The sequence below is a fragment of the Acidobacteriota bacterium genome (assembly GCA_035471785.1).
GTDB lineage: Bacteria > Acidobacteriota > UBA6911 > RPQK01 > DATIPO01 > JANQFM01.
Genome location: DATIPQ010000030.1, coordinates 1 through 5,442, shown reverse-complemented (window position 1 = coordinate 5,442; position 5,442 = coordinate 1). Strand labels below are relative to the sequence as shown.

4 protein-coding genes are annotated in these 5,442 nt (G+C 58.1%); all 4 read left to right on the top strand.

Annotated elements, in window-relative coordinates:
- Positions 1-2,190, top strand: a 2,190-nt coding sequence (locus VLU25_04770) for an IPT/TIG domain-containing protein (protein HSR67232.1), incomplete at its 5' end; no start/stop codon positions are given.
- A 13-nt stretch (positions 2,191-2,203) separates the two neighbouring features.
- Complete coding sequence (locus VLU25_04765) at positions 2,204-3,262, top strand: HEAT repeat domain-containing protein (protein HSR67231.1); 1,059 nt, start codon at positions 2,204-2,206, stop codon at positions 3,260-3,262.
- Between the two features lie 795 nt (positions 3,263-4,057).
- Positions 4,058-4,573, top strand: coding sequence for a hypothetical protein (locus VLU25_04760; protein ID HSR67230.1), 516 nt, complete (start codon positions 4,058-4,060; stop codon positions 4,571-4,573).
- A 28-nt stretch (positions 4,574-4,601) separates the two neighbouring features.
- Positions 4,602-5,204, top strand: a complete 603-nt coding sequence (locus VLU25_04755) for a hypothetical protein (protein ID HSR67229.1) — start codon at positions 4,602-4,604, stop codon at positions 5,202-5,204.
- Positions 5,205-5,442 lie beyond the last annotated feature (238 nt).

Genomic DNA, 5,442 nt, shown 5'->3' with positions numbered 1-5,442 from the left:
CCTTTCTGGCTGCCCAGCCCGCCCTCCGACGGCCACGTCCTTCTCTTGAACCGGAGCACGGAAGTCATCGACCTGAGCATCCAGATTCGAAGCGGACCCAGGGCGAGCGAGCGCGGGATGGCCATTCAGCCGGGCCAACTGCGCGTCTTGGATCTGCGCCAAGCCGGCGGAATTCACGGCAATGAGCGAGTCGGCGCCGTAAAGGTTTCCCATTCGGGCGGCTACGGCGACCTGATTGTGCGCGGCTTTGTGCTGGACGAAGCGCACGGCTTCTCTAGCCGCCTCGACTTCTTCGCCACCCCGCCCGATTTGGAGGATGAGAGCTTGTCGGACACAAGCAGTGTGACTTTTCCGACGCTTCGCTCGGGGGTCACCGACAAGGGCAGCCGCATCTCGCCCTTCCTCATTCTTTCCAACGAGATGCCCCGCTCCGTGACGGTCAGCGCCCATGCACAGTTCGCCGAAACCCTGTCGGCGCCGGGCTCCCGCCTCCAACTGCTCGACGGGCTGCAACTCGACCCTTATGAGGCGGTCGTTCTGGACCTTGGGGCTTCCCTTTCCGCCATGCGGCAGGCCGATGGCGGTGAAATCCTCGAGGCCGGCCTGGAACTGGAATACGCCGGTTCCCCTGGAGCAGTGACTGCTTCGCTCTTGAGCGTGGATGAAGTCTTCGGCCATGTCCACCAGTCGAAGGCGGTGTGGCCTTCCGATCTGAACCTGGGCTACAGCTACCCCATGCTGCTGCAAGGCGGCTGGACGACCAAGGTGTACCTGACCAACCGCACCTCGGAAAGGGCCGTCTTCTGCCTGTTCATCCACTCCCAAGGTCAGTCCTACACCTACGCGGGCGCCAAGTGGCTGGAGCCGTTCGAGTTCAGGATGGTCGACGTGGGCCTGCTGCAGGCCGAGCAGATCCCGGACGAGTTCGGCCGGGTGTTGCCGCTGACCGCCGAGGAGGGCCAGATCAAGCTGCTTGTCCACAGCGAGGACCCGTCCAGCGTCAGCGGCCAGGCCGTGTTGGAGAACCGCACACTGGGTGTCTCGATCGCGGCGGGGTGTCCGGTGTGCCCCGCCTCTTCGGAGAACCTTTTCTTGCTGACAAGCCTGGCCGGCGTCCCCGGCGCTTTCGGCATCCCCGCCTTGTACATTGGGGACGCCGGTCTTGAGTCCCGCATTTACGCCGTGGAGACCTTCGATGACTCCAACTGGAAGGACGTCTCGGGATTCGCCGGCTACAACAGCTCGGACGGCGGCGTGGCCTCGGTGGACAAGGGTTTCCTGCGCGCCGACGTCGAATTCCACTCAGCGGGTGAGGCCGATATCGGTGCCTCCTTCCTGGGGACGGGATGGTTGCCCCCCACCCTCTGCGAGTTCCTGCCCTCGGGCGGCATGAACTGCTCCTGCACGGAGACAGCTAAGCCGCTTTCGGTTCCGGGGAGCAGTTCGTCGGGCTTTTTCAGCCCGACGGCTGAAGTGTTGGTTCTGAATCCGACCCTCACTTCCATCTCCCCGGATCGTTATGTGCTGGGCGGGTCTACCACCGTGACGCTCCAGGGCACCGGATTCGTAGAGCCGCTCTCGGTCAACGTCAGTGGAAGCGGGATCACAGCCACCGTTCAATCGGTCACGCCTAACTCGGTGACCGCCACCTTCTCCCTGCCGGGGAGCGCAGCGGCCGGCTCCCGTTCCGTCACCGTCACCGCGGCAGGCGCCACCACCAACGCCAAGACCTTTGTTGCGCAGAAACCGACCCGTTTTGATGCAATCGACGTCTTTGCCATTGAAGATCCGACTTGCGCTCCGACTGCGAATCAAAGGGGCTTCTTCGTGGAGGTTGAATATCGCGTCTTGGATCAGAACGGCGATGTCATCGAGGTTGCTGGGATGACGCCGCTCGAAGAAATCATCCGCAATGGCCAGAACTGGGGTCAAGGATACCTCCCATTTGCTTCTCCATCTACGACCAACGCAGACGGGGAATTCACTGACGAGCCTGTTGGCACTTGCTTTGGAGCTGCACCTCCGCCGAATCTGTGTGTTGGTGTCATCCAGAACTTCAAGCTTCGGGTTCCGGGTGGCGGTGGCACGACAACGTTTTCGATCACCAACCAGACGGTCCGAACCGATTGCATGTTGGGGTTGCTGCTCTTCAATAACGGCACGTCGTTTAGTCATGGTACGGTTAACTAGGAGGCTTAGCCTTGTGAGAATACGAATTGCCTTGGGAGTCCATCTGGGGATGAGCTTGGTCTCCGTCGCTGCGTTTGGCGGAGAAGCGTGGAGTTCGTCTTCGATTGAGCCGGTGTCCCTTCAAGCCGATTACTACCAAGATTTTTGGAAGGACATCGATGAGGAGGCGGTGCAACAGCGACTCACTGATCTGGTTGAAGAGGCTTTGATTGAGGGGCTAGACAAGCTATCTCTGGACGTCATCTGGAGCGAAAGAGGCCGCGAGATCCGCAGTTACGGCATTGTCGCCGTCCAGTGCCTGTCCCGCTTGGCGGAGTCGCCGGAAAGAGGCCGGCGTCTGGCAGCCATTCGATTTCTAGACCGGATTGGAGGTGATCTGGCGGCCCCGGCCCTTATCCAAGCTGCCCGAAACGAGTCCGACCCGGACCTGCGTCTGGAAGCTCTGCAGCGAGTTGTCGAGCACAACGGCTATTTGGAGGTTTCTTGGCTGCTCAACGCCATCACCGAGAAGGAGGCAGCCGGGAAGATCCTGGAGTACGCACAGGAGGTCATGCTGCAAAGGGGCGAGTTCGAGGCCCTGGCCCAAGGCGGGGAGCCGATTGCCCAAATCAGCGGGGGCGTTGCGAGAAGGCCCGACCCGGCAAATCCAGAACGAGTCCGGAGACGGATCGAGGAGATCATGGCAGAGGTCATTGAATCGGGCACCATCATACTTCCAGAAGGCGTTAAGGCCATCACCCGTCCCCATCCCTCAGCAGCTCACTACCGGGAGGTGCTGGAAATGGGTCCCGCCGCAATTCCCCCTCTGGTCGATTATGCCAAGGGAGGGGGCCCATTTGAGTGGTGGGCCGCCAAGTGGTTGGTGATGGCCTTGGGCGGCAAAGAGATAGTCGCGCCGCTGTCTGAAATCGTGTTGGACACCAGCCTCCCAAACCGTCATACAGCACTGGCTTCGCTGGTTGAAGGCACGAGTTACCTGTCGATCAGTAAACTTCTCCGGGAGATCGCCTTGGAAGGGGACTCGCCCTCCAGCCGCTACGCCCGCGGGGTTCTTCAGGCCGCAAGTGCTTAGCGAAAGACAACTGTTGGCCCTGGCGGCGGTTCTTATGGTCCTGGTCGCCACCCTGGCCGGCTACCTCCCCGCCCGCCGCGCCTCCAGAGTCAACTCAGAGGACGCTGGTCGGGTTGTGCCAAACCTTTTCTTTCGCCTTGCGGCATCTTCGCTATGGGAGAAGCCATGCAGAACTGGCGGCCCTCCTATCCTCCGCCGTCGGCGTTGTCATGCTGCTCGGCTTTCCGATGCTAGACGCCGCGCCGCAGCAGGAGAAGGAAGACTCGTTCACTGGACCTGTTGGAATCGAAGGCAAGCGGCTTCCTGCCAAAGTGCGTCAACTGGAGCCGGGCCTTTGGCTCAGGGAGGACGGATCATATGTTCCGCGAAGGGCCTGCCCTTGGACAGTGTTTTCCGGTGCGCAGCTTCTTCCGGCGACTGGAGCGCTGCATGACCGCCGGCAACGGCATTGTCTGGCAGTGCCTCTTGAGGTCTTTTGGCATTGAACCCGGCTCCCGGGTCTTGATCATCGCGAGTCATCTCCACGACCTTTTAACAAGCTATTCACAGCGGGCTGAGGCCAACACCTAATCGTAGCACGGTGGGCCCGACCAAGCCCTTCCTGAGTTACAAATTTTTATAGATTTAATTTGTGTTAGTCAGATTTTGAAAATACAAAAGTCACTTTACATCATACCGTTTGGCGGGCCAGGAACTCAACAGCGAGAGACCCGGTTCAGGAGATTATGGAAGTTTGGCCGCAACTAGAATTTCCCAAGACCCCATGGTAGACTTGTGCTTCACGAAGTTCCTGAGATGAAGAACAAGAAGATCGAAGAAGGGCGAGGAGCAGATTTTTGGCAGAATCTTGCCTTGGTGGGATTGGTGGGAATAGTTATGACTTTCATGGGGTTCTTCTGGAATGTTTACAGTGAGCTTGGTGAACTAAAGAAAGAAGTTGGTGAGTTCCAGGTAACGGTGAATTCCGAAGTAGCCGGACTGAGGCTCGAATTAGAGCGGCTCAAGAATCCTCGGGAGACGAGGTCCACTTCAGAAAATCGTCATCTTCGAACGGCAACAAGTTTAGCCGAACCGCAAGTAAGACGGGAAATCTCCGAGGCCCTCCAAGAAGACGACGTAGAAAAGGCAATCCAGCGCTTGCGAAGTTTATCGCGAAGGGAGGCATTCTCCGAGGAATTCTGGCACGTTTTCCGATATTGCCTAAAGAGCGGTGACTTCGAAACAGCCGACAGGATGATTGAGTTCCTAGAGTCGGACGCTGAAAAAGCTAAGGCCAGGGAGCTAATCGAAATAGAGAGGGTCAGTAAATGAGGAGGATGAAGAGAAAGGAGATCTAACAATGAAGACTTCCGATACTGTACGAATTTTGTGCCAGCTTTCCCTCTGCCTAGTTCTGGTCGGTGAATCTGCCGCTAGTGGCCCCCGCCAGCTGGCCTCTCTGGACATAGAGAACGTCTTTCAGGCGACAGGTTGGATGGGAGACGGTGTCTATGAGCGCAAGTATGTGAAATTCTCCGGGTCATATGGCGAATCTCCGCATAGCAAACCAGACTGCATTCGTATTGAGTACGAGTTCGGCCCAAAGGGATGGGCGGGTATCTACTGGCAGAATATTGCGGACAATTGGGGGGAGGAGGCTGGTAACGATTACTCACGCGAGGGTTTTACCAAAGTTGCTTTCTGGGCCAGAGGCGAACGCGGAGGAGAGGTCGTCGAATTCAAGACCGGTGGTATCCGGAAAGGAAAATATCGTGACTCCTTTGTTAGGACGTCAGGTAGACTGAGACTCTCCCAAGACTGGAGTGAATACGAAATCGACCTCGGCAACTCAGACTTGTCGAGTGTTATTGGAGGTTTCGCTTGGGTTGCGAGTAGAGACTTTAATTCCGCGGAGGCCAATAAGATCGTCTTCTTCATAGACGATATTCAATTTCAGAAATAGCTTTGCTGAAGGCGGGCGACGGCGGCCAGTGGGATGGCCAGGGTCAATTATCGGTCGAAGCCGGGAAAGACGCTGCCCCCTTTGGCCAGCGGGGCCCCATCGGGCAGATGCCGTCTCCTTTCAAGTCAGAAGACGTTGCGGCAGAAAGCCTAGAAGTCGATGCCACCCAAAAGGCACCAAACACGTGAGCGGCTGGGCGCTTTGGTCTCCGGGGTCCCAAAGCACCCGACTTGCCGCT